Genomic DNA, 24,349 nt, shown 5'->3' on the forward strand with positions numbered 1-24,349 from the left:
ATATGAGGCAGTTCTCCCATTTGAAGTCGCCCAACCAGGATTGTCGCGTTGTTGCGGGCCCGGCAGGATTACAGACGGCCTCTCTCGGCTCGAATCCCGCAAAGCTGAAGACCTTCGCTCACCCGGCGTTCTGCCGAGCTAGCCCCGGCGGCGACTGGCCTGAATGGCAGCAAAGGTTACCGGACGAAACCCCCATGCGTCGACGCCGACATCATGCTGGCGCGTCATCGGCTTCAGACGACCGTGCGAATGACCGTGCAGGTTTACCGATCTCTTGCCGATCTGGTTCCAGGTGCGAAAAGGATAGTGACACAGAACCAGCAAGCTGCCCTCGACAAGAAGCTCCATATAGTGGTGCACGCTCGCCCAGGCCGGGTCGCCAATGGTGGCAGCGCCATCATTGTTGCCAATTATCAGGTGCTTGGACCCGTTAAGAGACGACAGCAGTGAAGAGACGGTCTCGGCTGGACCCTTGGCGAAATCGCCGAGGTGCCAGACCTCGTCGTTCGGGCCAACCGTTTCGTTCCAAAACGCAACCAGCGCCTGGTCATGCTCGACCAACGAGGCGAAGGGACGCCGGTCGAGGCGCAGAATGCGCGGATCGTTGAAATGCGTATCGGAAGTGAAGAAGATCATGCGCCGCGGCCGGCTGCGATGCGCGATTGGCGGTCACCTCTAACGGCCGGAGCGCTCTTCGGCTTCATCGTCGATCCCGATCGGGGCTTCCCTGAGCATCTTGAGTGCCTCTTCCTTCGTAAGGCCGCACTTGCGCGCGAAGTAGAGCGCCTCGATCGCCTTTTCGCGATCCGCCGTAGATTTTGCGTGCTGTTTGGGCTTTTTGCCCATCGTTCTCTGCCACCTTCCGAGGCCACCAAACCATCACAGTGCCGCGTTGTTCCCGTGCATGGGCTGACCTGCCGGACTGCGCGAATGCCGATGTCGCCGACACCGCGCGAGCCCCAGACAGCGCGTATATCAGCCGGCTCGCGACAACGGCGGAGCGACTCCAACCCCGACAGCGTGAATTCAAACGAAAGCCCGCGCCGTGGGAGGGGCCGGCGCGGGCGATCGGGCTACCGATCTTGCAGCGCGGGGGTCGACCGCTGCATGGCTCGAACTGTGCAAGCGAGCATTTGTTCCGGGCCGCATGCAAAGCATCGGCGTTTCATTGCAATTCTGGGGGACACAACCAGCATTTCGCTTCAGTCCGCCGCCGATGTAGGAGGATGAATACCGCCTTGCGCTAATTCGTCCGCCCTGGACACGAAACCAACCGCGCATTGAGCGCGTAGCTTCGGCGATTTAAAAACACCTGCACTGGAATATTTCCGGGCGCATGGAACATCTCCGGCCGCTGATGTTTAGGCCGGAATGACGATGATCTCTGTTCTTACAATGATTTACTCTCTCGCCATCTTTATCGGCGCGAAGCGGCGCAACCTCTTGGTGAATGCGAAACTCGATAGAGTTTTGCGCAATATGGCTGGCGCAGAACTGAATCAACGTGGCCAGTAAACCGCAACACCGCCGGTTCCAGTTCACAGCCAGTGTCCTCGCGGCCGCTACCTCGGTTCGGGTGGCAAGCGGCTCGGCAGGACTGCAAGGGCCGCCCCCTCTGGGCTGGCTGGTGCGTGGTCGACCCGATTTCGTCGATGAGGGCGGAGCACGCTGGCTCGAATTGGGGAGCCGCGTCCACGATCCCCGCACCGGGGCACGCACCTTAGGTCCGGCCCACGCGAGTGGCTTCGGAGGACCTATCCATGAACGATGATGATCCTATAGATTCGCTCGCCAATGCAATTCGTCATCGCAGCGCAATTTTGTTTGTGGGGGCGGGGGTATCGATCAGCGTCGGACTTCCGTCTTGGGAGAAACTCATCGAGCGAATGGCAAAGGAGCTCGGCGTCGACGATGAATTTTCCACGCGACGCGATCGATTTCAGACCTTGGCCGAATACTATCGGATCAAGCATGGCAGTATCGGACCACTTCGCAGTTGGATGGACAGAAACTGGTCTGTCGCCAAGGAACGGATTGAGAAATCGGAATTGCACCGACTCATCGTGACGCTCGATTTTCCCGTCATCTATACGACGAACTATGACCGGAACCTGGAACTCGCTTTTGAAATCCACGGTCGAGAGTACGTGAAAGTGGCCAACGCACGGCACGTTGCGCAGGCCCGTCGAGGCGTAACGCACATCGTGAAATTTCACGGCGACTTTGACGAGGACTCTTCCCTTGTCCTCACCGAAACCGACTATCTTGACCGCCTGTCCTTCAATTCTCCCCTTGATGTCCGCTTTCGCTCCGATGCTCTCGGCAGCACGATCCTGTTCATTGGCTATAGCCTCTCCGATCCAAACATCCGGCTGCTGTTGCACCGGCTTTGGCAGACCTGGCACCGGTCTGGATATGAGAAAGATCGTCCCCCTTCGTTCATCTTCATGCCCAGCCGCAACCCTGTGGAGGAGGCCGTGCTTGGGCGCTGGGGTATTTCGGTGCTCGTTGGCGCAGGTGATGATCCTGAAGCCGGTCTGACGGACTTCCTCAGGCGTTTGGTGGAAGCGGTGGGGGTGACCTGAGGCGCGCTCCCCAGTGGACTGCAGTTGGGTTTTCTCAGGTGCGCGGTGACCGACGCACCAGGCGGTGGCCGACAGGCACCAGATCAGCGACTGTTGGAGCTAGGACTTCCACAATCAATCCCGCCGCGATCATCTTGGCGTGAAGTCGATCTCCGGCGTCAATTGCCGGCAATATGCACAAACAAGGTCAATCGTCGTTTGCACATCATCCAGGCAAACAACTTCGGACGGGGTATGCATGTAACGCAAAGGCACCGAGAGCACTCCACTTGCCACGCCGCCTCGGTTCTGCTGCATGACACGCGCGTCGGTAGGGCTTGAGCTGCCCACCGCCTGAAGCTGATAAGGTAGGCCCTCTTTCTCGGCCACCGACTTCAGCAGATTGAACACCACCGGGTTGGTGTTCGCGCCTTGAGTGATTGCCGGCCCTTTCCCAAGGTCCAGTTTGCCCTGATCCTCGGCGCGAGCGCGCGGATAGTCCATCGCCACGCCCATATCGATTGCGAGGCCGGTTCGAGGTGCGATGTTGAACGCTGAGGTCATCGCGCCTCGGGACCCAATTTCCTCTTGAACCGTACCCAGGATATAGAGGCCCACGCCGGGGTGAACGCCTCCCTCCTCGGAGAGGCAGCGCAGGACCTCGGCGCCGATGAGGAGGCCAACCTTGTTGTCGAACGCTCGTCCGACAGCAAGGTTGGCCTGTAGCGCCGCAAACTCGCCGTGGATAGTGACCGCGCTGCCGACCTCTACGACCTTCAACGCTTCCTCTCGCGAACTCGCGCCGATATCGATCCATAGTTCCATCAGCGAGGGAGTTTGAGACGTGTCAGAGGCTTTGAAGGTCTGGATTGCTTTGCGACCTACGACGCCCAGGATCGGCTCCTTGCCGTGCACCCAGACACGCTGGCCGATTTCAGTGGCAACGTCCGTTCCACCTATGGTGCTGAAGAAAAGAAAGCCGTCATCGTCGATGTAATGGACGATGAAGCCGACCTCATCCATGTGCCCGGCATACATGAAGCGCATAGACGCCTCAGGATTGATGATCGCCGTGACATTGCCCATGACGTCCGTCGTCAACCTGTGGGCATAGGGACGAACATACTCGCGGAAAAGCTCCGCTACGGGTTGCTCAAAGCCGCTCGGCGACGGGGTCGCCACAATTTCCTTCAAGAACTTGAGTGATTCATCGCGCATCAAGCTGACTTTCACGGTTCACGGGGTGGAGGGCCATTCGAGCATGGTCATACTCGTCGGGCTTCGCGCCAATTTTGGCCTTCTTCGGTGCGATCGCCCGCGAATTGGTCAGCCCAAGGCAGGTTGTGGAGCCAGGCTTCGCGCCGGGGGGTCCAAAGCTCGTATGTCGGGAGAAGGTCGTTTGGCGCATCGTCGAGAGTGCCGGTCATGATCTCGGCTTCGTCGTCGCGGAGATTCACCACGCGCGACCCGCATGCCGGACAAAAACCTCTGCCGTTGAACGCCGCAAGCTCGCCCTTGCACTGGTAAGCCGACCGCGGCCACACGGCAAAGGCACTGTAGGTGCTGCCGCTGGTTCGCTTGCAATCCTGGCAATGACACAAGCCAACGCGCAACGGCGCGCCGGTAACAACATACCTCACAGACCCGCAAAGACAGCCGCCGGTCCGCTCTATCTTGTCAACCTCGTCGTTCATGGTCGCCGCCGACATGAGTGAGGGAAGCGTGTTGGACTCCGCTCTGCTGTTTGCATCGAGGCATCAAGTTAATGGGCAATGTCTTCAACAAGGCCTAGCTCCAAAGCTCTTGCTGCCATCAGGTAGCAGCTGTTCAGGGCATGGTCGCGCAGCTCTTCCAGCGATGTTCGAGAACCTTGGACGAGATCGGCGAACCCTTCATTCTCGAGTCGCTCTGCCGTTTCCAACAGCGCAAGTTGTTCGCGAACGATCTGAAGACAGCTTCGAATTGGTCCATTCAGAACCAAGTCTTTCTCAAGCCTTCTTTCATGAATCAGCAGGACTGCTTGCGGGCAAAGGAACCTGCAGGCTTTCGGGAAAGCGGCAAGGACCGTTACCCCGGCAGAGTAAACCGTATTCTTGCCAATGATGTAGCCGTTGCGGCCCGAGTGTTTCAGAAAAAGTTTGAACTCTAGAGCTAGACGTCGCGCGCCGTCGGCGTCGCCTCCGGGCGTGTCGATTTCAACGTAGAGATCGTCTTCCCCGGAACGCACGGCTTTCAAATCGTCCAAGGCTTTGGTGACGACAGTGTCATCAATCAAGCCGTGTATACGCAAGTTTGGATCGAACAAAAGCCGGTGAAGGTCTGGAGCGGGCGGCGGGGAGACGGTGTGTTCGGCTGACTGGGGCAACAGGTCCATATAGGCATCCTCATTATGGGGGCCGAACTTAGTTGGTACCCTTTTGTTCCCTTGAGGGAGTTCGAGCGGTGGTGATCACAGCCGCGTCTCTCGGCGGCTGTGGAGCTCCCTCTTTCATTGCAGATCCTTTTCGCACCAGGCCCGGTAGAGGCACCTCAGCCGCTAGGTTGGCTCCATCGGCATATCGGGCATTTGCCGGAGCTGACGCAGTCGCTTTGCTGATTTCTGCCACGTCCGGGACCAGTCCTGTGGACGGTTGAACTCAACGGCCTCAATGGTTCCCGGCTGCTGCCTTCCGGACCCCCGCGGTCGGGCTATTTTTCCTGGCCGTGCCATTTTTCCGGGGGGCTGAAACAAACAGCTTTGTTGGCAGTTCTAGCGTCCGGAGCACCGGCTCCGCGCGGCGCGGCCGAGCGGCCGGGGCTGTCCGGCAGGAGGTCCAGCAATGTCTCACGATATGCAAAGACGATTTGCAACGCGCTTGATCGCGGTTGCGCTGATGCTCTCGGCCAGTGGCGTGGCGCCTGTCCTGGCCCAGGATACCCCGACCGACTTCACAGCGATCATCCAGCAGAAATTGCCGGCCGTGGTCGCGATCACGACCCGGGAGGTTGTCCAGGACCAGACGACGGCGGGCGACTTTACAAGTCCGTTCGACGGCCAGGGCCTCGGACCCGTTCAGCCGCAGGTGAGGGAGGCGCTTGGCTCCGGATTTGTGATCAGTGCCGACGGCTACATCGTCACCAACAACCATGTCGTTGCCGATGCGACAGAGATCCATGTCGTATTTTCCGACAAGGAAACGGCGCCGGCGCAATTGGTCGGCCGTGACCCCGCCACCGATATAGCGGTGCTGAAGGTCGACCCGCGGCCCAACATGACCACGACCAAATGGGGTGACTCGGATGCAATGCAGCCGGGCGCATGGACAATCGCGATCGGCAGTCCCTTCGGGCTCGGAGGGACTGTCACTGTCGGCGTTCTTTCGGCCCGCTCGCGAGACATTCAAGCCGGGCCGTATGACGATTTTCTCCAGACGGACGCGTCGATCAATCGAGGCAACTCGGGCGGTCCGCTGTTCAACGCACGTGGCGAGGTGATCGGCGTCAACACCGCCATCGTCTCGCCGTCCGGCGGCAGCATCGGGATCGGGTTTGCGGTGCCATCGCGCACCGCCCAAAGCATCGCCGACCAGTTGATCAGAACCGGCCGGATCGAGCGTGGCTTCATCGGGGTCCGCCTGCAGGACATCACGCCGTCGCTGGCTGAGGCCCTCGGGATGAAAGATGACAAGGGCGCGCTGGTTGCTTCGGTCGAGCCCGGCAGCCCGGCGGAGAAAGCCGGCTTGAAGCCGGGTGACGTGATCACCCGGTTCAACGGCAAGGGCATTGAGGGTGTCCATGACCTCACGCTTGCGACGGCTAGCCAGAAGCCTGGCAGCAAGGCCACTCTGACACGGAGTAACGGCGGAAAGGACCAGGAGATCGCGCTTGTCATCGGTGAGCGCAAGGATGCGGAGGTGAAGACCGGCGCTGTTCCCGACAAGAAGTCGGCGGCCGAAGGCCTCGGCCTATCCCTCAGCCCGATTCCGGATCAGGCGCGTCAGCAGCTAGGCATCAAATCAGGAACAACCGGCGTCTTCGTCGTGGAAGTGGTTCCCGATGGCCTTGCCGCCCGGAGCGGATTGCAGCCCGGCGATGTCATCATATCGGCCAACAATCGCCGCGTGACGGAGCCTTCGGATATCGTCGAGGAATGGGCGAACTCTCGCCGGCAGAGCAAGCCCATCCTGTTTCGGCTGGAAAGGCAGGGGCAGTCCGTGTTCGTGGCGGTCGCCGGGAAATGACCAGGACGGCCATGTGACTGCACCAGGATCCGCTTGCGGATCCCGCTCCAAGGGTGTCGGACCCCAGGTGCACCGGGGAAGCATCGCCGCAGAAAGTCTGCGGGATGCGCTCATCGGCCGGGTGCGCAACGCGCACTGATTCTGCAGCGCCATCGTGCTCGAAGGCGCTCGCCATCCTCAGGCAGTTTCGCGCCTTGCCGTAAGCCGTGCCTGGAGAAGGACGACGACGAGCAAAAACAGCCCGCGGATCACCGACTGCCAGTAGGCTGACAGCGAAATCCAACCCATGCCGTTTTCGAAGTTCAGGACGTTGAAAAGGATCCCGAGCAACAGCACGCCGGCCAGCGTGGTCAACACCGAGCCCGAGCCGCCGGTCAGCAGCGTCCCGCCCACGACCACGGCTGCGATGGCAAACAGCTCCCAGCCGACGCCCTCGATCGGCTGGCCTGCGCCGAACTGAGAAGCGAGGACGACGCCGGCGAGCCCGGCCAGGCACCCGCTTGCGACATAGACGAGAAATTTGACGCGGTCAGTGCGCAGCCCCATCAGCCGCGAGGCATCCTCGCCACCGCCGATGGCCAGCACCGTCCGTCCCGTGCTGGTGTAGTTCAGGACCACTGAGCCGACGGCATAGGCAACCAGGGCGATGACTGCCGGAATCGGGAAAATCCAGAAATTCCCTTGGCCGATGGCGGTGAAACCCGAATCATAAGACACCGAAACGGTCTGGTTGCCGGCCAGAAGCAGCGCCGAGCCGCTTGCGGCCAGCATGGTGGCAAGCGTGGCGATGAATGGCATCAGGTTTCCGCGCGTAACCAGGAGCGCGTTGATCAGCCCGGCTGCCAGGCCGGCGCCAACGCCCGCTGCAAGGCCTGCCGCGATGCCGTGCGGGCTCGCCAGGGCGGAAGCGACGCTGCCCAAGGCGGCGACGGAGCCGACGGACAGGTCTATGCCGCCGGTCATGATCACGAAGCACATGCCGAGCGCGACGAGCGCGAACATCGAGTTGTAGCGCAGAACGCTCATCACGTTGAAGAGGCCGAGGAAGCGGTCGTAGCGCAGGAATCCGAACAGGACGAGGGCTGCAAGCGCGATGACGACACCGTAAGTGCCGATGATGCGAACCAGTCTGGCGCTGTTCATGGATTACACCCGGTGTTGCTGCTGCAGCCAGACGGCGAATGCGATGATGCCGGCCTTGACGACGAGCGCAGCGGCGTCGGGCACGCCATTGGCGAGCAGCGTGTAGCGCACCAACTGGATGGTCAGTGCGCCCAGCAGGGTGCCGATGATTGTGGCCTTTCCGCCACTCAACAGCGTGCCGCCCACCGCGACCGCCGCGATGGCGTCGAGTTCCATGCCCAGCCCCACGAGATTGGCGTCGCTGGAGGAGTTGATCGCAATGACGACGAGACCGGCCAGCCCCGCGCACAGGCCGCTGATCGCATAGACGGCGAGCTTGATCCTCGATACGGCGATGCCGGCCAGTTCAGAGGCCTTTTCATTGCCGCCGACAGCCAGGATGCTTCGCCCGAACACCGTGCGGTGAAGGGCCCAAGCGGCCGCCGCAACCAGCACGGCCATGATGATGACCTGCGCGGGAATGCCGAGCGGGCGGGCAAGTCCGATCCACTGGAATTGCGGCACGCGGAAGGTCTGCAGATTGCCGTTGGTCATGACCTGCGCGATCCCGCGCCCGGCGATGAACAGCACGAGCGTTGCGACGATCGGTTGGATGCGGAAGCGCGAGACCAACCAGCCGTTGAACAACCCGAACAGGCCGGCGACGAAGATCGAGGCAACCATCGCGACGGCTACCGCCAGATAGATGTTTCCGACCGGGAAGATCGTGCCCATGAAGATCATCGGCGCCAATGCGCCGGAGATCGCCATCAGCGAACCAACCGACAGGTCGATGCCGCCGGTGGCGATCACCAGGGTCATCCCCACCGCGACGATCACAATCGTGCAGACCTGGGTTAGGTTGACGTTGAGTGTCTGCAGCGTCGCGAAATTGCGCGTATAGGCAAGGTTGAAGACCACCAGCAGCACAAGCGCGATCACCGTGCCGTAGCGCGCCAGGAAACCGAACACATCAAAGCGGCGGTTTCCAGCGTCGTTGGCTGCGGATGGTGTGGCCAGATCGCTCACGCTGCCTCCTTCGCCGCGCCGCCATGCGCCATCGCCGCGAGCACGTCCTCCTCGTTGGCTGCCTGGCCTTCCAGTTCGGCCACCCTCACTCCTTCGCGCAGCACGAATATGCGGTCGGCTCCTTCCATCACTTCCTCGAGTTCCGAGGAGATCATCAGCACGCCGAGCCCGTCATCGGCAAGCTTGCGGATGAGGCGCTGGATCTCGGCCTTGGCCCCGACATCGATGCCGCGCGTCGGCTCATCGAGAATGAGCAGCTTCGGGTTCATTGCCAGCCAGCGGGCAAGCAGCACCTTTTGCTGGTTGCCGCCCGACAACTCGCGGACCTTCTGGTTAGGCCCCGAGCATTTGATGTCGAGTTCACGAATGAAGCGCTCGACGATCTCCTTCTGCCGGGCCTCGTTCAGGATGCCATTGCGGCTGATTTTCGGCAGCAGTGCCAGTGTTATGTTCTCCGCGACGGTCATTTCCGGCACGATGCCCTCGGCCTTGCGGTCCTCAGTGCAGAAGCCCATCCCTGCGGCGATGGCATCAGCGGCACGTGCGGGATGGTAGGACGCGCCCTCCATCGTCATCTCGCCTGCGCTCCGGCGGTCGGCGCCGAATACGAGGCGGGCTGTTTCGGTGCGGCCGGCGCCGAGCAAGCCGGCAAAGCCGGCGATCTCGCCGCGGCGCAGGTCGAAGCTCACGTCACGCACCAACTGGCCGGCCGCCAGCCCTTGCGCGGTAAACAGCACATCACCGATCCTCGACCGATCGCGTTCACCGAACGCGGTCGCATGGCCTTCGACGGCTGCGACGTCGCGGCCGAGCATGGCCGCGACCAGCTCCAGCTTGCCGATGTCGCTCATCGCCGCGCTTCGCACCGTGCGGCCGTCACGCATGATCGTGACCCGGTCGCAGACCTCATACAACTCGTCGAGCTTGTGGCTGACGAACAGAACGGAGACGCCGTCGGCCTTGAGCTGACGGATAACGCTGAACAAGACCGAGACTTCACGCTCGTCCAGCGAGGAGGTCGGCTCATCCATGATCACGAGGCGGGCGGAAAAGCCGATGGCGCGGGCGATCGCCACCATCTGCTGCGTGGCGGTGTTGAAATCGCTGAGCGGGCGGCGCACGTCGATGCCGATCGAGAAGCGGCTGAGCAGGCGCTCGGCTTCCGCATGCATCGCGCTCCAGTCGAGCAGGCCGCGGCGGCGCTTCTCGCGTCCAAGGCAGATGTTCTCGGTCACCGAGCGCAGCGGTACGAGATTGATCTCCTGGTAGATGGTGCTGATGCCGCTGACCTGCGCCTGATGCGGAGACCCAACTTCGAACGGCTTCCGTTCGAACAGCACCTGCCCCGCATCCCGGCGGTAATAGCCGGTGAGCACCTTGATAAGCGTCGATTTGCCCGCACCGTTCTGGCCGATGAGTGCGTGGATCTCGCCCGGAAGAACCTGGAGCGAGGCATCGGCCAGGGCAGGGATGCCGGCAAAACGCTTCTGGATGTCACGCATGTCCAGGAGCAGCGCGGCTTGGTCCGGCTGAGCGGTCATCGTCAAACTCCCAAACCCTACCCGCCGAAGCGGGTAGGGCAACTGGAAAGAAAGTGGATATCAGAACGCAATATCGAAGTCTTTCTTCGCGTTCGTGGCGTCGAAGAAGGCATCCTCGTTCTTGATGAACGGCGGGATCTTCTTGCCGGCCGCATAGTCGGCCATCGTTGCGAAGGCCTTCGGCCCGAACAGCGGGCTGCAAGCGCAGATAGCGCCGATCTTGCCGTCAATGATCGCCTGGACGCCTTCCTTCTCGCCGTCGATCGACAAGATCAGCACATCCTTGCCCGGGGTCTTGCCGGCTGCTTCCAAAGCGGCGATGGCGCCCAGCGCCATCTCATCATTGTGCGCGTAGATGATATCCGCATCAGGGTGCGCCTGAAGCAGCGTCTCGGCGACCTGCCGGCCCTTGTCACGAGCGAAGTCGCCGGACTGCGATGCCAGGATGGTGAACTGCGAGTGCTTGGCGATGAAATCGTCGAAGCCTTTCTTGCGGTCGGTAGCGGCCGAGGCTCCGGTCGTGCCTTCCAGCTCGATGATTTTCGACTTGCCATTGGCGTTCTTGACCAGCCATTCGCCGACGCGGGTCGCCTCCTCGATGAAATCCGAACCGATGAAGCAGACATAATCCTCGCCCGGCTTGGCCATGGTGTGATCAACGTCGCGGTCGACCAGAAACACCGGTATGCCGGCATCGCGCGCGGCAAGAATGACCGGCACCAGGGGCTTGTCTTCGCGGGGCGGCAGGAAGATTGCGTCGACGCCCTGCGCGATCATCGAGTTCACGTCGGAGGCCTGCTTGGCCGACGAACCGGCGGCATCCGTGTAGACCAGCTGATGGCCGAGCTTGGCGGCTTCGTCCTGCATGCTCTTGGTCTCGGCAAGGCGCCACGGATTGTTGCTTTCCGTCTGGGCGAAACCGACCTTGTACTTGTCCTTCTTGGCGAGTGGCGGGAGCGCCGCGAAGGCGCGTGAGCCGAGTGTCAGCGCGACCGCGCCGGCGGCGGAGCCAACCAGTAGTTTTCGACGGGTAATGCTCATGCTCTTTCCTCCTTTATTGTCGCTTTCAGCGACTGTGTAATTTCCTCACGATATCGGCCCAGACGGCTTCGGCGATGACGCCGTCGGCAAGCTGGATCCGGCGCTATGCCGCCTCCAAAATAAAGTCGGCGCAGCGGTCGCCCAGCATCATGGCGGGCGCCGCCGTATTGCCGGCATTGATGTTGGGGCAGGCCGACATGTCGGCAACCCGCAGATTGTCTATTCCGCGCACGCGCAGCGCCGCGTCCAGCACCGCCATCCGGTCGCTGTCCGAGCCCATCCGGCATGTCCCGGCCGGATGGTAGTTGGTCTTCACAAAGCGCTTGCAATGCTTTGTCATGGCTTCGTCGCTGAGATCATCCTGGCTTGGCACGGCAATGGCCTTGACCCGATCGGCGAGTGGCTTGGTCTGAAAAGCCTGCAGGAAATAACGCTGGCCGGAGATCATTTCCCTCATGTCGTCGGGATGTTTAAGCAGGTTCGGCGAAACGATCGGCATGTCCTTCGGATCCGCCGAACGCAGCCTTACGAAACCGCGCGACTTTGGCTTCACCACCACTGTCGTCACGGTAAGCCCATAGGTGTTCTCGACCAAGGTCAGGATATCGCGGTCCAGATAGACGTGCGGCACGCAGAAGGCCTGGATCGTCGGTTCGCCCTCCGGATCGGCCGGATTGACGAAGGCTCCGGCCTCCACCCCCGCTGACAGGATCGTGCCGGTGCCGAAGAGCTTGAAATGCAGGCCGTTCCTGATCATCCTCCAGCCTTGGCCCTGCCTGAAATAGCCGTATGGGCCGTTTGCGGTGGCGATGATCGGCACCTCCGGATGGTCGATCAGGTTTTCGCCGACCCCGGGCAGGTCGGCGACGCAGGAAATGCCGTGCCCGGCAAGCGCCTCGGCGGGGCCGATGCCGGACAGCATGAGCAGTTTCGGCGAGACGAGGGCACCGGACGAGACGATCACGTCGGCATCTGCATGGACGGTATGCTCGGCGCCCGACGCATCCGAATAGACGACGCCGGTGACCCGACCGTTCTCGATCAGCAGCCGGCTGACTGTGCAATTGAGTTTCAGCGTCAGCTTGGGATCATTCGTCAGCGGCTCGATGAAGGCATAGGCGGCGCTGCTTCGCTTTCCCCGCCGGTTCATGAACTGGTAGAAGCCGACCCCGCGCTGCGACGGTCCGTTGAAGTCATGGTTGTACGGCAATCCAAGGCCTTGGACGGCCTGGACGAACCAACGGGAAACATCATCGATGTGGCCTGGATCCGAGACCAGCAGCGGACCTTCGCTTCCATGCAGTTCGCCGCCGAGGCGGTTGTTTCCCTCCATGCCGGTGAAATGCGGCAGCACCGCCTGCCAGTTCCAGCGTACGCCGGCATTGTTGCCGCGCAGCAGCTCGTCCCACTCCTCATAATCGGCCGAGCGGCCTCGCATGTAGACCTGGGCGTTGACCGAGGTGCCGCCGCCCAGCACGTTGCCTTGCGAGATTTCATGGACGCGCCCGTCGAGATGGGCCTGCGGCTCGGTGCGGTGATAGCGCATGAATTTCGAGCCGTTGATCATCTTGAAGATGCCGGGCGGCATGTCGAGCAAGGGGTGATGATGGGAATGGCCGGCCTCCAGCAGCAGGGTTCGCCGTCCCGCTTTGACAAGCCTTGCCGCCGCGACGCAGCCGGCTGCTCCGCCGCCCACCACGATATGGTCGTAGGACTGCGTCATGCTTCCGGCGCCTCACGGCTTTCGAATGTTCCGCGGACATACTCCCAGGCCGCCGAGAGGTGGTTGAGCAGCGCCCGCTCGGCGCCCTCAGGATCTCGCTCAAGGATGGCCGTGCAGATTTCACGATGGCTGAGGAAATTCACGCGGTTGCGCTCGGGCGACCGTGGCATGCGCATCCAATGCGGCGACAGCCATGCGGTAAATGCCTTGTGCACGACAGGCAGCACCGGGTTGCGCGCGATGTCATAGAGCGCTGCGTGGAACGCCACGTCCGTCGCATAGAATTTCTCGGAATCCGGGATGGCCGCCTCGTTCATCGCCAGCGCCGCCCTCAGGGCTGTGACGTCATCCTTGCGGGCATGGATGGCGGCGTTGCGCGCCAGCGACGCCTCGAGGAAGACGCGCATGTCGTAGAGGTTCTTCACGCCCGCCTGGTCGCTCAGCAGATGTCCTACAATGCCGTCGAGGGCGCCGAGCGCGGCATCTAGGCCAGGCCGACGCGCCACGGGCCGGAACCGCGGACGCGCTTCCACCAGGCCGCGGCTGGCCAGGCGCGCAATCGCCTCACGCACAACGCCCCGGCCGACACCATACTCGATCATCAGTTCGCGCTCGGCCGGCAGGTAGCTGCCGTCGCCAAGCCTTCCGGACGTGATGTCGGCCTCTATGCCGGCCACCATCGCGTCGGCCGCGCGGGCGGCGAGAATAGCCGCGGGCATCTCAGGACGCTCTTCCGTATCCAGCAAGCCTTTTCCTCCCAGATGGTTCTGTTATTAGAAGGTAAATCGGACCAAAGCACAAGCGGATTGATGCTTTTGTAGGACCAAAATGACAGACTGGCTTCAGAACCGCTGAAAGATCAGCCACATTGTTGCCAGTCAGCGCTGCCGGTGCAATTATGGTCCGATGAAAAAACCTGAATGGAGCGCAGCATGAGCCGCACCGAAATCAAGGAAGTCGAGACCCGGCTGTTCCGGGTCCCACTGCGTGAGGTGATGACCGATGCCAAGCACGGCGCGCACACGCATTTCGAGCTGGTCACCGTCACGCTGAGGCTTGCCGACGGCACCGAGGGCACAGGCTACACCTACACCGGCGGCAGGGGCGGCTATGCCATCAAGGCAATGATCGATCACGACCTCGCGCCGTTCCTCAAGGCACGCGACGCAACGCAAATCCACACGATCTACGACGGCATGCTCTGGCACATCCACTATGTCGGGCGCGGCGGCATCGCTTCTTTCGCGATCTCGGCGGTCGACATCGCATTATGGGACCTCAAGGGCCGGCGTAGCGGCCTGCCGCTTTGGCAGATGGCGGGCGGGGCCGGGAAGAGTGCCAAGGCCTATCGCGGCGGCATCGACCTAAACTTTACCCTCGATCAGCTTTTGGCCAGCATCGATTCCTATCTCAATGCCGGCTTCACCGGGGTGAAGATCAAGGTCGGCAAGGACGACCTGGCCGAGGATGTGGCCCGGGTGAAAGCAGTTCGCGAGCGCATAGGACATCACATCACCTTTATGGTTGACGCCAACTACGCGCTCGACGTCCCGCGAGCGATCGAGGCAGCGAGAGCATTCGCCGCCTACGATCTGCTGTGGTTCGAGGAGCCCATCATACCCGACGACTATGAGGGTTACGCCAGCATTGCCAAGGCGACCGGAATGCCCCTGGCAATGGGAGAAAACCTGCATGTCATCGAGGAGTTCGAGCATGCCTTCGCTTGGTCGAATCTCGCCTACATCCAACCCGACGCCTCCAACTGCGGCGGGGTCACGGGCTGGTTGCGCGTGGCAGCGCTCTCACGCAAGGCTGGCATTCCGGTCTGCAGTCACGGGATGCAGGAACTTCATGTCAGCCTCGTTGCAGGTCAGACAAATGCCGGCTGGGTGGAGGCGCATAGTTTCGATATTGACCTTTACACCACCGAGCCGCTTAGGCTTCAGGATGGTTTGGCGATAGCACCCGACGAGCCTGGAGTGGGCGTTGTCTTCGACTGGCGCAAATTGGCGGATTTTCGCCAATAGCGCCCCCTGAACGGCGGCACGGCCGCATGCATTTTGTCCGGATCCTGATTCCTCGTTCCGGCAACGCGGAGAGCCCTTCGACAGGAAGACTTCGACCGTCTGAAGAACGAATTCGCCGCCGCCGCAGCCAGCGGGCATACCGCTTATCGGATGCCACACTTACATTTGTAATTGCAGGGACGCTTCACCGGCTTTAACTCACGCGATCATAGCAGCGACACGACAAATGCAGGCGGCCGCCCGAACACCGGCAGAAGCTGCAAGCATTGGGTGCGCCTGCAGGGAGGCGGCGATGGTTGCAACGCGTACGGACACTGCGCATGCGGTTATGGAGGACTTCATTCTATCGCGGCACCGCTCACTGGTCCGCGAAGTTGGATTTTACGAGGCTATGAGTCAAACCCGACAAGCGATCGCCGCATCGCGCGAGGTGCTGAGGCGCTTTCGCGAACGTCAGGGCGACGACACTGCTCGAGCAAAGAATGCAGACCGTGGTCCTGTCGCCGTGTCAGCCTTCGATGCCGACATCATACGCGCTGCATGCCGAGATCTGATCGCGGAGATGAACGTGCCCGAGTGTCAATGGCGCGAGCTGGCGCGAAGTCTGGTGCGCGAATTCGTGGCCTGCGAGCAGACCGAAGCCGGTTTGGTGGATTGGATCGTCCGCCGGCCAGCGATGACGGAGACGGACGAGGCCGGCTGACCGGAGCCAACTGGCGAGGCGGCGAATGAGCCAGAGTCGGTCGACCGCAATTAACGCGAGCAAACAGTCCTCCCGGCGACTTGTTGCGCGGGAACTGCGGTGATCCGAGGATCGGAAACTTTGGCGAGCGGCTTAGACACATCTGATCCTCCTCGTTTTTAGGCGTCCGGCCCCGTGTTCGTATTCGGAGACGAATGCGTCCAGCCGACTGTCTAAGGCAGACGGCGACGGCCATGTCGCGTTGCTCCCGGCCTTCGCACACAAAGGAGCCCAAGCCGGATGCTAACTGGCTGCATTAGGCCAATGGGAACAATTTGCGCGGGCCGAGCTTGGGCTAGCGTCGTACAGAGGTGCAAGTATGCAAGATAATTTTGACCGAGCTTCATCCGTCGCCGAGGTTGCGGAATCATTCGTGAGATCCCGGAGGCCGTTCTCTGTCGTATCGACCCGGGATGCGGTCACGATTGTCAGGAAACAGGCAGCTTTTTGCGAGCATACGGATGGCGAGCTTGCGGAGTTGGTGGCGGCAATTGCGGTCAGGCATGGTCGATTGGTCGCGTTCGATCTTGATCTCGACGACACAGGCTTGGAGATCGGTCGCGCAGCATAGCCAACGCCTCACGCAATGAGATAGCCACCGTCAACCGGCAGAATTGCCCCAGTGATGAACCCCGCGAGCGGAGAACACAAGAACAAGGCGGGGCCGGTCAGGTCGCCCGGCGTACCCCAGCGACCCATCGGAGTGCGTTTCATCAATTCCGCGTTGCGAACTGGATCGGCCCGTGGCGCGGCGGTCATGGCGGTCTCGATCCAGCCAGGCGCCAATGCGTTTACGCGGATGCCATCCCCGGCATAGGCGATGGCGAGCGACTTGGTAAGTTGCACGATGGCGCCCTTGGATGCGGCGTAAGCCGGGGCATGAGCCGCGCCGAAAAACGCGAACATCGAGGCGATGTTGACGATGGCGCCCCCGTTCGAGAGTGCCCCTCGGAACGCGCTCGCACTCCGCATGGAGCCGGTGAGATTGATATCGACCACCGTTTCGAAACCCTGGACAGTGAATTCGGCGGCGCGCAGGTTTACCCCTGCGCAATTTACGAGCGCTGCAACGGATGTGAACTGACTGGAATATCCTTCGACCGCAGTCATGTCCCGGACGTCGAGTACTGAATACGAGACGGCGGTGCCGTATGCACGAGCGGCCGCTACCTCGGCGGCCGTGGCCCCCGTCGCGTGGACAATTGCCCCGGCCTCGGCGAACGCCATGGCGATGCCGTTTCCGATACCTGTCGTGCCTCCGGTAATGACGACGGTCTTGCCCGCGAAGAAGGGCATGGCCCATATGGAGTCGGTCACCAAGATCTCCTCGTTTCGCCTCTGTGGCGGACCGCGAACTCACCGCAGCGGAAGGCAAACGGGCGGATGTCTACCGCACGAATTGATCGACGAAATCGTCACCGAGACCCACGCTCGCATAGTGATTTCTGCACATGTCGATCTTGGTGAAAACGTCCTCGAAACCAATCTGCTTGTTATCCTTGTCCAGGTAAACCATGCAGCCGGAAATGTTGAAGAAGGTGATCATCTCGGGCACGTCGCTTGGAACCGTGAGCGTGTGGATTTCACCGGGCGGCTCGAAAACGTAAGATCCCGTCTCTGCCACCCAGTCGTGTTCAAGATAGTGCCAACGCCCCTTGATCACATATCCATGCACGGGGGCCGGATGCAGATGACGGCTTAATATCCCGGCCCGGCGTACGCGGAGCAGATTGCACCACTGCCCCTGCATTGTGTTGAGCATAAGTGGTCGGAACCACACGCCCTCCGCCTGTGGGACCCAGACACGCTCGTCTTCGGGGACGGCAGCGATCGCGATCTCTTTCGGTGCCAGGGGATGGGCGGAGCCGTTGAAGGATTGATACATAGGAACCGCTGTCGCCAATTCATTGGAGTCCATATCAGCGCGATCCTAACAACTGGGCCGAGTTCTGCCGAGGCGCAATCGGGCGCCCACGCATTGGGAAAGTTGTCGGCGCGCGCCCGCCCGCTGCCGCGACCGCAAGCGGGAAGAGGTTCAGGATGGTCCGTTGGGCGTCGAAGACGATCCGTGGGTTCCTTCTTGCCTTATCATGCGGCTATCCGGGAGTGCACCGGGCTGGTCCTGGTCTGGAAGCCCCGGTTTCGGACTTCCAAGGCCAGCAAGGCGAGTTCGACCTCGTCCAATCGCGACGGGCGTGCATTTTCCGGCATGCCTTCGGCTGTGGCCAGGTCGATCAGATACTCGTTCCAGGCCCAGTTCTTGAGCACGGCGCGTTTCTCGTCGGGTGCGAGCACCGGGTCGTCCACGACCTCCATCGGAGAGGCGTAGAATGTCTCGGGCTCCGAAAGCGCCGTCTGTATGTGCGCTGTCTGTGCACCGGCGCCATAGCCGTGACTTGCCTGGAGCCAAGCCAACTGCAGCCGCTGCCAAACCAGGTCGGAAAAGGCCTGTTTTTCCTCCGATACATGTTGTCTCCTGATCTTGGCCGGGGAAGCAGGAGGTGCCGCCTGCACCACGTAATTGAGGCCTTGACGCTCGGCATAACGGATCGCCGCTTCCAGCGTCGGAAAGTTCAGTTCAACCTGGGTCAGGGTGTCCCGGCCACCGGTATAGCCCATCAGCGGCTCGATGAACGGGGCTGTGCGGCGTTCGAAGACCAATCGCCAGTCCCTGTGGGGCTTTGCCGAGGTCATGGCCGAGCGGCAGGGCTGGTAGATCCGCGCCACTGCGCCCTCCGGAAACACTGACCGTCCCATTGACAAAGCCGGCCCGTCTAGACGAGGCCGATTGTCATTGTCCGGCCGGACGGACGTCTTGGTTGGGTTCCTGATGTTGTCGCTGCTTTGAACTGTCTCCATTGCCTGTCCCTCCCGTTATGAAGGGTCGCACGGGCAGCGGCCGTAAGGGCCGCCACCCATACTGCATCCGTCAGTTCTTCCCGTTGATTGCGATCCGCTTGGCCTTCGCCTGCGCCCGCTCGGTCTTGGGCAACGTCACGGTCAGCACCCCGTTCTTGAAGGTGGCGTTGACCTTGTCTTCTTCGACCTCGTAGCCGAGCGGAATGAGGCGCTCGAAGCGACCGTAGAAGCGCTCGGAGAACTGCCGGTCCTTGTCCTCGGTCTCGGAACGCTTCTCGCCTTTAAGCTTGAGCGCCCCATTTTCCAGCAGGACTTCTATGTCGCTCTCGTCCAGGCCAGGTATTTCCGCCGTGACGCGGACTTCCTTGTCCGTGTCGGAGATTTCGACACTCGGCCAACTGGCGGCGAAAGAGGGACCGAAGGCCGGCAGTCTGGCGCCAAAGCTGCGGAAGGCGTCATCGAACAGCCGGTTTACCTCCCGGTGGAGGGAGACGAAGGGGTCTCGATCTCCGTCGGGGAAGAGACTGGGCGCCGAGTTTCCGTTGCCCCGGCCCCATGGGATCAAGTCACGTACGCTCATTGTCTTTCTCCTTTTGGAGGTCTCTGAGTCGGGCGGGACGCCCGGCTCAAGCGAAAGCCTTCATGGTGGATTGCTCAGGCGGCCAGCTTGTCGGTCTCGACCTTGGGCGCCTCGATCTTCGGCATGGGAGCCCCGCTGGAGATTTCGATCTTGCGCGGTTTCATCTCCTCGGGAACCTCGCGCTTGAGATCGATGCTCAGCAGCCCGTTCTCAAGGCTGGCGCCCTCGACTTTGACATGATCGGCCAGTTCGAACCGACGCTCGAAAGCGCGCCCGTTGATGCCGCGGTACAGATACCGGCCGTTCTCATCGCCGGATTGCGACCCGCTCACAACCAGCATGTTGGGCTGGTGGGTGACGGTCAGCTGGTCCTGCGAGAAACCGGCGACCGCCATCGTGATGCGATACTGATCATCATCAACCTTGGCGATATCGTAGGGCGGCCAGTTGTCGAACGAGGCCACACGGCTCGCACTTTCAAGCATGTCGACCATGCGGTCGAAGCCGATGCTGGACCGGTATAGAGGGGTAAAATCGAGGTTTGTCTTCATAGCCACATTCTCCTTTGAGCAACATGGACAACAGAAGGCGCCAAGAGCCTTGCCGCCTCCTGGTATTGCCGGCCCCATTAGGCTGCCGGCGACCATCAATTTAGAATCGCGACTTGCACCTTCAAGAGCAAGAATAGGAAAATTTTCATCGGCAATCTGGGGGAACGCACCGATGCCACACCCATCCCGCCGGCGGGGTCACTCGCCGACGGGTCCATGGTGCAAGACAACTACGTCGCCCTTAAATCCGATCGACGAATGGTACGAACGCGGCCACTGCCGCGCTGTCACTGCAGTCAGGACCGGCACGCTCATCCGATTGATCCAACTGTTGCAACGCATCCATGATCGTGTCGAAGCTGACCGGTTCACCCGCTCCCGGCAGCATGCGAAGCGCTGGCACGGATTCTACGGCGCAGGCATCCGATGCCCATGACGAAAGAATGGCGCGCTTCTCCTGAGCGTCCAGGGCAACGTCGGCCAAAACGTCGTGGGGATGTTTGAAATGCCGCGCCGGATGCAGCAAGCGGTCCAGAAAACGTCGGGGGCCACGGGTTCAATCGATGCAAAATAGGTCGAAATGGGTCCTTCCATGGATGGTCCTCCGCTTCAGACAATCTCATGCGAGTTTGGCGGCTCTCGCCAGCGGCTGTCGCGATCACGACCAGGCAGATCATCCAGGAACGACGCTCAACGACTTTCCCTAGGTGATGTCGATACCGAGACTCATCGTCCGGCACCCTGGGCGGCTCGATCACGACCGAAGCGAACGAGCCGTTCGCGATCGAGGGTGGCGATGCTGCACTTCCCCAGATGTTTGGAGCATATCGAGGGCTGCGGCCTTGGAGCGGCGAGGGGACTTGCCTACATCGCACATGTCGTCGATATGAAGGTCGATGGGTTCGCCGAAAGTTTTCAGGCGCGCTATACGGACTTGGTCGGCGTCTCACCGCGATCGACTTGGCGCTCGGTTTAGGTTGCCCAGCGCCTGGCGTCGTCTCGGCGCAGAAAGGTCTCGCTAACGTAGCGACCCTTGCGACGGACTTGGACACGCCATGAACCGGACGAGAGTTTTGTGTAGGTGGCCATTTTCTCGTGTGCGCTCCGTGTGCACTGAGAGATCGAAACGTGGCGAAAAGGGTCGTATTCTGGCGTAAATTCGCGTGCACTCGGGCTGCTCTAACGATTTGATGTTAAAGAAAAAATGCTGAAAAATCAAGATCATAGACTGGCTATTGCACCCATGATGGACTGGACCGACCGGCATTGCCGGTTCTTCCACCGCCAGTTGACGCAGCGTGCGCTGCTCTACACCGAAATGGTGGTGGCGGACGCTGTCATCCATGGTGCGCGCGAGCGGCTGCTTGGTTTTGACGAGACCGAACATCCGGTGGCACTGCAGCTCGGCGGCTCCGATCCGCAAAAGCTGGCCGAGGCGGCGCGCATCGGCGAGGGCTTCGGTTACGACGAGATCAATCTCAATGTCGGCTGTCCGTCCGACCGCGTCCAGTCCGGCACGTTCGGCGCCTGCCTGATGAAAGTGCCTGACCTCGTCGCCGATTGTGTGGCGGCGATGAAGGCGGCGGTGAAAATCCCGGTGACGGTCAAATGCCGCATCGGCGTCGACGAGCAGGATCCGGAGCCCGCGCTCGACGCGCTGGCCGACGGCGTTTTCGCGGCCGGCGCCGACGCGCTGTGGGTGCATGCGCGCAAGGCTTGGCTGGAGGGTCTGAGCCCGAAGGAAAATCGCGACATCCCGCCGCTCGACTATGACAGGGTCTATCGCCTCAAGGCTAGAAAATCGAACAAATTCATTGGCATCAATGGAGGCGTTCAATCGCTCGAAGAGGCGGCTCGCCACCTCGATCATGTCGATGGCGCCATGCTTGGCCGCGCCGCCTACCACACGCCAGGCATCCTGGCCGGCGTCGACGCGGCATTCTACGGCGACAAGGCCGGCGCCTACGATTTTGCCGCGCTGATCGACACGATGGCCGACTACGCCGCGCGGCATATCGAGCAGGGCGGGCGGCTCGGCCACGTCACCCGCCACATGGTCGGGCTGTTCCACGGCCTGCCGGGCGCGCGCCGCTTCCGGCAGATACTGTCCACCGACGCGACGAAACCCGGCGCCGGACCGGATGTGCTGAAGGCAGCGTTCGCTGCCGTCAATTTCGACCGTGTTGAAAAGGCCGCTTAAGCAGTTCAGTCGCGCAGAATCATCCGGTCGCCGCGCACGTCGAAACCCGACAGGGAACCGATGAAGTTCATGCCGAGCAGGCTCTGGCTGAGCGCGCCGGGCGCGGCGACCATCACCTGCATGTTCTTGCGCACGATGCCGCCGATCGCCAGTTCGTCGGTGCGCACCGAAGCGGCGCGCGCCATGCCATTGGCGGTCGAGACCGGGACGGTGAAGCTCAGCGCGGCCGGATTGAAGCCGGCCGCCTGCGCGTCTTCGGCGGTGAGCACTGTACTGGTCGCGCCGGTATCGACGACGGTGCGGATCGGCGCGCCGTTGATCGTGATGCGGGCCTCGAAATGGCCGCTGTCGGCCTTGTCCAGGGTCACGGTGGCATGGCCGTCCTCGACGCCGAGCGCCAGCGGGCTGCCGGGAACGAGGCCCGCCGTCACCCGGCTGGCGAAATCCTGCAACTCGTAGCGGTACTGGTAGCCGGCGACGAGCGCCAGCACGATCAGGGCCCACGTGCCGAGATTGCGGGCCATGACGCCGAGCGGCCTGCCGGACCGGACAAGGCCGGCGCTGACCAGCAAGCCGATCGCCCCCAGCCAGACCAGACGGCTGAAATCGTAATTCTCGATGCCGAACGTGCTGCCGGCGTCGTTGTTGATCATCAGCAGCACCAGCCCGAGGCCGATTGCCGCCATCACGATCCAGAACAGTCGGTTCATTGGACCTGCCGTTTCAAGAGAGGACGTCGCGCTCGCGCGCCATGCGGCTGCGGCGTGTTTCCCGGCGCGGCCGGCGCTCGACCGTTTCCAATCGGGCCGGCAACTCGGCCATGACGCTGCGGCGTACCTCCGGCGTCATCCCCATCCAGGCGCCGATTTCATCGCGCGTGCGGCCACAGCCGAAGCAGAAGCCGGTTTTCATGTCGATCGAACAGACCAGGATGCACGGGGATTCGATGGCCGTCATGACTTTCTCTTGAAGGTTCCGTCCGGAATCCCTCGCTCCATCTCCACATGGTGCAACGGCAAAGCCAATGCAAGCCCTTCGGAATGCGGCGCGGGCAACCGCTTTCGCGCCAATGTCGAGGGGAGTTGTGCCGGCCGGGCAAGGCGGTTATGCCGCTGATCAACCACAGGGAATGATCAGGACCGACATGACCAGCGCGCTGCCCTTCGACGACTTTCGCAATCTGCTGGCGAGCCTGCCGCCTGCCGATACAGTCGCGGAAAACAGGGTGCGCACCCTATTTTCCAAGGCCGACAAGCCGAAAGCCTCGCTTGGCCGCATCGAGGACATCGCCGCCTGGCTTGCTGCCTGGAGCGGGCGCGCCCCGCCGGCGGTGAACCGGCCCCTGGTGGCGATCTTCGCCGGCAACCATGGCGTGACCCGCCACGGCATCTCGCCGCGCCCTGTCGCTGCGACCGCAAACGCCGTTGAGCTGTGCGCCGCCGGCGGTGCGGCAATCAACCAGATTTGCGTCGCCAACAATCTTGGCCTCAAGGTGTTCGATCTGGCGCTGCACATTGCGACCGCCGACATCACCGAGGACGCCGCCCTCGACGAACGCGGCTGCGCCGCCACCATGGCCTTCGGCATGGAAGCCATCGCCGGTGGCGCCGATCTGATTTGCCTTGGCGATCTCGGCGTCGGCAACTCCACCGTTGCGGCGGCCTTGTGCGCCGTCCTGTTCGGTGGCAGCGGCGCCGACTGGGTCGGCCCCGCCTCGGGCGCGGACGCGGCCATGCAGGCGCGCAAGGCTGATGTAGTCGATAAAGCCGTCGCCTTCCATGGTGCGGCTCTGAAGGACCCGTTGGAAGCACTGCGCCGGGTCGGTGGCCGCGAATTTGCGGCCATTGCCGGCGCCATCCTCGCCGCCCGGATGCAAAAAATCCCGGTGCTGCTCGACGGCTTCGCCGCGACCGCTGCCGCTGCCGTGCTGCATGCCGCCAACCCGGGTGCGCTCGACCATTGCCTGCTGGCCAGCCAGTCGCCCGAACCCGGCCAAAGGCTTGCCGCCGAGCGGCTCGGCCTCAGGCCGCTGTTCGATCTCGGCATCAGCCACGGCGAAGGGGTAGGGGCCGCCCTTGCCGCCGGTCTGGTCAAGGCGGCGGCGCTTACCAGTTCGGGCATGGCGGCGGCGGTCAAAGCCTAGAACAAGC

The 24,349-nt window shown here is 62.0% G+C and carries 25 protein-coding genes; 6 read left to right on the forward strand and 19 right to left on the reverse strand.

Going from position 1 to position 24,349, the window contains the following annotated elements:
- Positions 1 to 138 precede the first annotated feature (138 nt).
- Together NKK50_RS14460 and NKK50_RS14465 are read right to left on the reverse strand one after the other, a co-directional pair.
- Complete coding sequence (locus NKK50_RS14460) at positions 139 to 636, reverse strand: hydrolase (protein WP_023702861.1); 498 nt, start codon at positions 634 to 636, stop codon at positions 139 to 141.
- Between the two features lie 39 nt (positions 637 to 675).
- Positions 676 to 846, reverse strand: a complete 171-nt coding sequence (locus NKK50_RS14465; protein WP_352543580.1) for a hypothetical protein — start codon at positions 844 to 846, stop codon at positions 676 to 678.
- A gap of 914 nt (positions 847 to 1,760) precedes the next feature.
- Here NKK50_RS14465 and NKK50_RS14470 point away from each other — a divergent pair.
- Complete coding sequence (locus tag NKK50_RS14470; protein ID WP_023696169.1) at positions 1,761 to 2,585, forward strand: SIR2 family NAD-dependent protein deacylase; 825 nt, start codon at positions 1,761 to 1,763, stop codon at positions 2,583 to 2,585.
- A gap of 129 nt (positions 2,586 to 2,714) precedes the next feature.
- Here the strand turns inward: NKK50_RS14470 and NKK50_RS14475 are convergent, their stop codons facing one another.
- The 3 genes from NKK50_RS14475 to NKK50_RS14485 all read right to left on the reverse strand — a co-directional run bounded on the left by NKK50_RS14475 (position 2,715) and on the right by NKK50_RS14485 (position 4,938).
- A complete protein-coding gene (locus NKK50_RS14475; protein WP_023696168.1) occupies positions 2,715 to 3,782 on the reverse strand; it encodes a M42 family metallopeptidase in 1,068 nt (355 codons plus the stop codon).
- A 47-nt stretch (positions 3,783 to 3,829) separates the two neighbouring features.
- Positions 3,830 to 4,258, reverse strand: coding sequence for a GFA family protein (locus NKK50_RS14480; protein WP_050587750.1), 429 nt, complete (start codon positions 4,256 to 4,258; stop codon positions 3,830 to 3,832).
- 68 nt (positions 4,259 to 4,326) lie between these two features.
- Positions 4,327 to 4,938: an ATP-dependent Clp protease proteolytic subunit gene (locus NKK50_RS14485; protein WP_023672669.1), complete on the reverse strand. Its 612-nt coding sequence runs from the start codon at positions 4,936 to 4,938 to the stop codon at positions 4,327 to 4,329.
- Positions 4,939 to 5,383: 445 nt separating this feature from the next.
- On the opposite strand from NKK50_RS14485, the gene NKK50_RS14490 reads away from it, so the two are divergent.
- A complete protein-coding gene (locus NKK50_RS14490) occupies positions 5,384 to 6,784 on the forward strand; it encodes a Do family serine endopeptidase (protein ID WP_023707500.1) in 1,401 nt (466 codons plus the stop codon).
- Between the two features lie 177 nt (positions 6,785 to 6,961).
- On the opposite strand, the gene NKK50_RS14495 is transcribed toward NKK50_RS14490, so the two are convergent.
- The 6 genes from NKK50_RS14495 to NKK50_RS14520 all read right to left on the reverse strand — a co-directional run bounded on the left by NKK50_RS14495 (position 6,962) and on the right by NKK50_RS14520 (position 13,986).
- On the reverse strand, positions 6,962 to 7,927 hold the full coding sequence (locus tag NKK50_RS14495; RefSeq protein WP_352497368.1) for an ABC transporter permease: 966 nt from the start codon (positions 7,925 to 7,927) through the stop codon (positions 6,962 to 6,964).
- A 3-nt stretch (positions 7,928 to 7,930) separates the two neighbouring features.
- Entirely contained in the window at positions 7,931 to 8,935 is a 1,005-nt protein-coding gene (locus NKK50_RS14500) for an ABC transporter permease (protein ID WP_023730098.1), read from the reverse strand.
- Positions 8,932 to 10,476 (reverse strand): sugar ABC transporter ATP-binding protein, encoded by a 1,545-nt coding sequence (locus NKK50_RS14505; RefSeq protein WP_023682466.1) that lies wholly within the window; start codon positions 10,474 to 10,476, stop codon positions 8,932 to 8,934. The genes NKK50_RS14500 and NKK50_RS14505 overlap by 4 nt, the downstream gene beginning before the upstream one ends.
- A 60-nt stretch (positions 10,477 to 10,536) precedes the next feature.
- Positions 10,537 to 11,517, reverse strand: a complete 981-nt coding sequence (locus NKK50_RS14510; RefSeq protein ID WP_352543581.1) for an ABC transporter substrate-binding protein — start codon at positions 11,515 to 11,517, stop codon at positions 10,537 to 10,539.
- A gap of 103 nt (positions 11,518 to 11,620) precedes the next feature.
- Entirely contained in the window at positions 11,621 to 13,240 is a 1,620-nt protein-coding gene (locus NKK50_RS14515) for a GMC family oxidoreductase (RefSeq protein ID WP_023815751.1), read from the reverse strand.
- Entirely contained in the window at positions 13,237 to 13,986 is a 750-nt protein-coding gene (locus tag NKK50_RS14520) for an FCD domain-containing protein (RefSeq protein ID WP_352543582.1), read from the reverse strand. Before NKK50_RS14520 ends, NKK50_RS14515 begins: the two co-directional genes overlap by 4 nt.
- Before the next feature lie 186 nt (positions 13,987 to 14,172).
- On the opposite strand from NKK50_RS14520, the gene NKK50_RS14525 reads away from it, so the two are divergent.
- Together NKK50_RS14525 and NKK50_RS14530 are read left to right on the forward strand one after the other, a co-directional pair.
- Positions 14,173 to 15,267 (forward strand): mandelate racemase/muconate lactonizing enzyme family protein, encoded by a 1,095-nt coding sequence (locus NKK50_RS14525; RefSeq protein ID WP_352543583.1) that lies wholly within the window; start codon positions 14,173 to 14,175, stop codon positions 15,265 to 15,267.
- Positions 15,268 to 15,559: 292 nt separating this feature from the next.
- Positions 15,560 to 15,970 (forward strand): hypothetical protein, encoded by a 411-nt coding sequence (locus tag NKK50_RS14530; protein WP_023736597.1) that lies wholly within the window; start codon positions 15,560 to 15,562, stop codon positions 15,968 to 15,970.
- A 618-nt stretch (positions 15,971 to 16,588) separates the two neighbouring features.
- On the opposite strand, the gene NKK50_RS14535 is transcribed toward NKK50_RS14530, so the two are convergent.
- From NKK50_RS14535 to NKK50_RS14560, 6 genes are all read right to left on the reverse strand, one after another.
- Positions 16,589 to 17,326: an SDR family oxidoreductase gene (locus NKK50_RS14535; protein WP_245263955.1), complete on the reverse strand. Its 738-nt coding sequence runs from the start codon at positions 17,324 to 17,326 to the stop codon at positions 16,589 to 16,591.
- A gap of 70 nt (positions 17,327 to 17,396) precedes the next feature.
- The gene (locus tag NKK50_RS14540; protein ID WP_023710477.1) at positions 17,397 to 17,894 is read right to left on the reverse strand and encodes a 2,4'-dihydroxyacetophenone dioxygenase family protein; all 498 of its coding nucleotides are present in this window, start codon (positions 17,892 to 17,894) and stop codon (positions 17,397 to 17,399) included.
- Positions 17,895 to 18,097: 203 nt separating this feature from the next.
- Entirely contained in the window at positions 18,098 to 18,868 is a 771-nt protein-coding gene (locus NKK50_RS14545) for an NADH dehydrogenase ubiquinone Fe-S protein 4 (protein ID WP_023682475.1), read from the reverse strand.
- Between the two features lie 70 nt (positions 18,869 to 18,938).
- On the reverse strand, positions 18,939 to 19,448 hold the full coding sequence (locus NKK50_RS14550; protein ID WP_023682476.1) for an Hsp20/alpha crystallin family protein: 510 nt from the start codon (positions 19,446 to 19,448) through the stop codon (positions 18,939 to 18,941).
- Between the two features lie 74 nt (positions 19,449 to 19,522).
- The gene (locus NKK50_RS14555; protein ID WP_023743380.1) at positions 19,523 to 19,999 is read right to left on the reverse strand and encodes an Hsp20 family protein; all 477 of its coding nucleotides are present in this window, start codon (positions 19,997 to 19,999) and stop codon (positions 19,523 to 19,525) included.
- Positions 20,000 to 20,240: 241 nt separating this feature from the next.
- On the reverse strand, positions 20,241 to 20,525 hold the full coding sequence (locus NKK50_RS14560) for a hypothetical protein (RefSeq protein ID WP_023688522.1): 285 nt from the start codon (positions 20,523 to 20,525) through the stop codon (positions 20,241 to 20,243).
- Between the two features lie 678 nt (positions 20,526 to 21,203).
- Here NKK50_RS14560 and dusA point away from each other — a divergent pair.
- Entirely contained in the window at positions 21,204 to 22,199 is a 996-nt protein-coding gene (dusA, locus tag NKK50_RS14565; protein ID WP_023745091.1) for a tRNA dihydrouridine(20/20a) synthase DusA, read from the forward strand.
- Between the two features lie 5 nt (positions 22,200 to 22,204).
- Here the strand turns inward: dusA and NKK50_RS14570 are convergent, their stop codons facing one another.
- Together NKK50_RS14570 and NKK50_RS14575 are read right to left on the reverse strand one after the other, a co-directional pair.
- Positions 22,205 to 22,909 carry a TIGR02281 family clan AA aspartic protease gene (locus NKK50_RS14570; RefSeq protein WP_023726599.1) on the reverse strand — a complete coding sequence of 235 codons (705 nt, stop codon included), beginning with the start codon at positions 22,907 to 22,909 and terminating at the stop codon, positions 22,205 to 22,207.
- Between the two features lie 13 nt (positions 22,910 to 22,922).
- Positions 22,923 to 23,156, reverse strand: coding sequence for a DUF1289 domain-containing protein (locus NKK50_RS14575; protein WP_023824914.1), 234 nt, complete (start codon positions 23,154 to 23,156; stop codon positions 22,923 to 22,925).
- Positions 23,157 to 23,343: 187 nt separating this feature from the next.
- Here NKK50_RS14575 and NKK50_RS14580 point away from each other — a divergent pair, with 187 nt between their 5' ends.
- A complete protein-coding gene (locus tag NKK50_RS14580) occupies positions 23,344 to 24,342 on the forward strand; it encodes a nicotinate-nucleotide--dimethylbenzimidazole phosphoribosyltransferase (protein WP_023710483.1) in 999 nt (332 codons plus the stop codon).
- Positions 24,343 to 24,349: the final 7 nt, after the last annotated feature.

This window comes from Mesorhizobium sp. M0001, assembly GCF_040324255.1.
GTDB lineage: Bacteria > Pseudomonadota > Alphaproteobacteria > Rhizobiales > Rhizobiaceae > Mesorhizobium.

Excerpts from the sequence above, each read along its gene's own strand:
- NKK50_RS14510 (WP_352543581.1), bottom strand. The coding sequence starts at position 11,517 with ATGAGCATTACCCGTCGAAAACTACTGGTTGGCTCCGCCGCCGGCGCG.
- NKK50_RS14485 (WP_023672669.1), bottom strand. The coding sequence starts at position 4,938 with ATGGACCTGTTGCCCCAGTCAGCCGAACACACCGTCTCCCCGCCGCCC.
- NKK50_RS14465 (WP_352543580.1), bottom strand. The coding sequence starts at position 846 with ATGGGCAAAAAGCCCAAACAGCACGCAAAATCTACGGCGGATCGCGAA.
- NKK50_RS14575 (WP_023824914.1), bottom strand. The coding sequence starts at position 23,156 with ATGACGGCCATCGAATCCCCGTGCATCCTGGTCTGTTCGATCGACATG.
- dusA (WP_023745091.1), top strand. The coding sequence starts at position 21,204 with ATGCTGAAAAATCAAGATCATAGACTGGCTATTGCACCCATGATGGAC.
- NKK50_RS14540 (WP_023710477.1), bottom strand. The coding sequence starts at position 17,894 with ATGTATCAATCCTTCAACGGCTCCGCCCATCCCCTGGCACCGAAAGAG.
- NKK50_RS14470 (WP_023696169.1), top strand. The coding sequence starts at position 1,761 with ATGAACGATGATGATCCTATAGATTCGCTCGCCAATGCAATTCGTCAT.
- NKK50_RS14550 (WP_023682476.1), bottom strand. The coding sequence starts at position 19,448 with ATGAGCGTACGTGACTTGATCCCATGGGGCCGGGGCAACGGAAACTCG.
- NKK50_RS14505 (WP_023682466.1), bottom strand. The coding sequence starts at position 10,476 with ATGACCGCTCAGCCGGACCAAGCCGCGCTGCTCCTGGACATGCGTGAC.
- NKK50_RS14525 (WP_352543583.1), top strand. The coding sequence starts at position 14,173 with ATGAGCCGCACCGAAATCAAGGAAGTCGAGACCCGGCTGTTCCGGGTC.
- NKK50_RS14555 (WP_023743380.1), bottom strand. The coding sequence starts at position 19,999 with ATGAAGACAAACCTCGATTTTACCCCTCTATACCGGTCCAGCATCGGC.
- NKK50_RS14495 (WP_352497368.1), bottom strand. The coding sequence starts at position 7,927 with ATGAACAGCGCCAGACTGGTTCGCATCATCGGCACTTACGGTGTCGTC.
- NKK50_RS14530 (WP_023736597.1), top strand. The coding sequence starts at position 15,560 with ATGGTTGCAACGCGTACGGACACTGCGCATGCGGTTATGGAGGACTTC.
- NKK50_RS14545 (WP_023682475.1), bottom strand. The coding sequence starts at position 18,868 with ATGGAGACAGTTCAAAGCAGCGACAACATCAGGAACCCAACCAAGACG.
- NKK50_RS14460 (WP_023702861.1), bottom strand. The coding sequence starts at position 636 with ATGATCTTCTTCACTTCCGATACGCATTTCAACGATCCGCGCATTCTG.
- NKK50_RS14580 (WP_023710483.1), top strand. The coding sequence starts at position 23,344 with ATGACCAGCGCGCTGCCCTTCGACGACTTTCGCAATCTGCTGGCGAGC.
- NKK50_RS14490 (WP_023707500.1), top strand. The coding sequence starts at position 5,384 with ATGTCTCACGATATGCAAAGACGATTTGCAACGCGCTTGATCGCGGTT.
- NKK50_RS14475 (WP_023696168.1), bottom strand. The coding sequence starts at position 3,782 with ATGCGCGATGAATCACTCAAGTTCTTGAAGGAAATTGTGGCGACCCCG.
- NKK50_RS14570 (WP_023726599.1), bottom strand. The coding sequence starts at position 22,909 with ATGAACCGACTGTTCTGGATCGTGATGGCGGCAATCGGCCTCGGGCTG.
- NKK50_RS14515 (WP_023815751.1), bottom strand. The coding sequence starts at position 13,240 with ATGACGCAGTCCTACGACCATATCGTGGTGGGCGGCGGAGCAGCCGGC.
- NKK50_RS14480 (WP_050587750.1), bottom strand. The coding sequence starts at position 4,258 with ATGAACGACGAGGTTGACAAGATAGAGCGGACCGGCGGCTGTCTTTGC.